Source organism: Pseudomonas sp. MWU13-2100 (genome assembly GCF_023242365.1).
Classification (GTDB): domain Bacteria; phylum Pseudomonadota; class Gammaproteobacteria; order Pseudomonadales; family Pseudomonadaceae; genus Aquipseudomonas.
In genome coordinates, this window is sequence record NZ_JALLIX010000096.1 from 1 (window position 1) to 2,258 (window position 2,258).

Sequence of the window (2,258 nt, forward strand, 5' to 3'; positions counted from 1 at the left end):
TTCGAACAACCCGTGAATGGTCTGTGCCTGCGGATAATCCAACGCCGTATCGTTGAATCCCACCAGCAACTGTTCGCGCTCATCGGCCGGCAGGATAGACAGGCTGTTGAGCGCCGAGGTCGAAGCTCGCTCGAGGGACTGGACCAACTGCTCCAGGGCCGTCTGCATATACCCGCAGACCCGCTGCGCGCCGATGCCGGCGACGGCCTGCACATTCAGGCTGAAACCTTCGCCCAGGTCATCCAGGGACAGGATCAGTGGATAGTTGGTGCGCTCCTCGCCGCCCAACACCTCGATCCCTTCCCATAGCTGAACCGCCTCCCCGGTCACCGCCTCGGCCGAGCTGTGCCGGTAGTTGAGCAAGGTGCTGAACAGCGGCATCGGCGCGGCCACACCGCTGCAACGCTGGGCCAGGGACAGCGAGGCGTGCTCGTGCCCCAGCAGCGCGGTCAGTCGCGCATGGGTCGCCTTGATCCCGGCGCGTGCATCCTGCTCGCCCACGGCAACCCGCAGCGGCAAGGTATTGATAAACATCCCCAGCGCCCGGCGAACCCCTTCGCTACCGCGCATCCGCCCCAGCAGCACGGTACCGAACACCACATCGTTACGTCCGCACAGGCGCCCGAGCACCTGGGCCCAGGCCAGATGATGCAGGCTTGCCGCACTTACCCCCTGCTGCCGGGCCTGAGCGCGCAGGCGCCGGCTCAGATCGGCGGGCAGGGCCCGGGTCGCTTCTTCGACACCATGACCGTCGCCGCGCACATCCTGCAGACCGAACGGCAGGGTCGGCTCATCGACATCCCCGAGCATCTCGCGGAAAAACGCTTCGTGCTGCTGGCTGCTGACCCCGAGCCGGGCCTGGGCCACATAGTTGCGGTATGGCACCGGCTCGCCCAGGCTCTTGGCCTGGCCGTAGAGGTACGCATGGATTTCCTGCTGCACCACTTCCAGGGCCGCGTGGTCGATGGCGATGTGATGGAACAGCAACATCGCCACCCAGCGCTGGTTGGCCGTATCGTGGGCGAAGGCCAGGCGCAGCAACGGTGCCTGGCTGATATCGAGGCGGTAGTGCCGTGGGTCGAAGCCTTGTTGCAATTGCTCGGTGGCCGCGCCGCCGGCGGGGTCAATGGTCATCTCGCTGAGCACCAGCCGCGCCTGGCGCCAGACCACCTGCACCGGTTCGTCCAGGCCTTGCCAGACCACGCTGGTGCGCAGGATGTCATGGCGCTCGATGACCTGCTGCAAGGCCGTGGTGAACTCGTCGAAACGGGCGCGGCTGGCAATCGCGAACTGCGCCTGCAACACGTAGGGATCACCCTGTCCAGCGGCAATATGGTGGTAGAGAATGCCTTCCTGCAACGGCGCCAGCGGGTAGATGTCCTGCACATTGCCGGCACCGCCCGGGACAGTGGCGACGATATGCTCGATGGCTGCTTGGTCGAGCTTGACCAGTGGCAGCATGTCCGGGGTGATGCGCGCACAGCCGAGAGGGATCGCCTGGGCCGGAACTTCCACTTCGCCGGCCTTGCCACTGGAATACTCGCCGGCATTGATCAGCTCGATCAACGCGGCCTTGTTCTCGCGCAACATCGCCAGCACGGCGGGCTCGGTGAGTGACTGTCGCCTGCCGCTGACGACCAGCTGGTCGCCCTTGACGGCAAGTTGCACATCTTTCTCTTTCAGTATTGCCAACAGTTCGATCACGCTCACAGAACAATCTCCATTCTTTCCGTCGTTGCCGCGTATTCCGAGAGGGTGGGGTGTTCGAACAAGGTCCTGACATCGGCTTCCAGGCCTTCCTGGCGCATGCGTTCCATCAGGCTCACGGCGAGCAGCGAGTGGCCGCCCAGTTCGAAGAAGTGGTCATGCCGACCGACCTGCGCGACACCCAGCAACGTTTGCCAGATCTCGGCGATCAGGGTTTCGGTCTCGCCTTGCGGGGCTTCGTAGCCGCGGCTGATCAGCGCGCCGCCGTCCGGGGCCGGCAGGGCCTTGCGGTCGAGCTTGCCGTTGGGGGTCAGTGGCAAGGCATCGAGCCGCACATAGGCCACCGGGACCATATAGGCCGGTAATTGCCCCAGCAGCCAGCCGCGCAGGCTGTCGATGGCCGGCTCGCTGTCCGTGGACTGGACGGTGTAATAGGCCACCAGACGCTTGTCGCCCGGGATGTCTTCACGGGCCATGACCACGGCTTCGTGGACGGCCGGGTGTTTGGCCAGGCGCGCGTCGATTTCGCCCAGTTCGATACGGAAACCACG

The 2,258-nt window shown here is 65.0% G+C and carries 2 protein-coding genes; both read right to left on the bottom strand.

The genetic code is table 11. The features are described 5' to 3' along the window. On the bottom strand, positions 1–1,710 hold a 1,710-nt coding region (locus tag M5B99_RS29415), incomplete at its 3' end, for a condensation domain-containing protein (RefSeq protein WP_248807429.1). Further along, on the bottom strand, positions 1,707–2,258 hold a 552-nt coding region (locus M5B99_RS29420; protein WP_248807430.1), incomplete at its 5' end, for a phosphopantetheine-binding protein. The genes M5B99_RS29420 and M5B99_RS29415, both read right to left, overlap by 4 nt.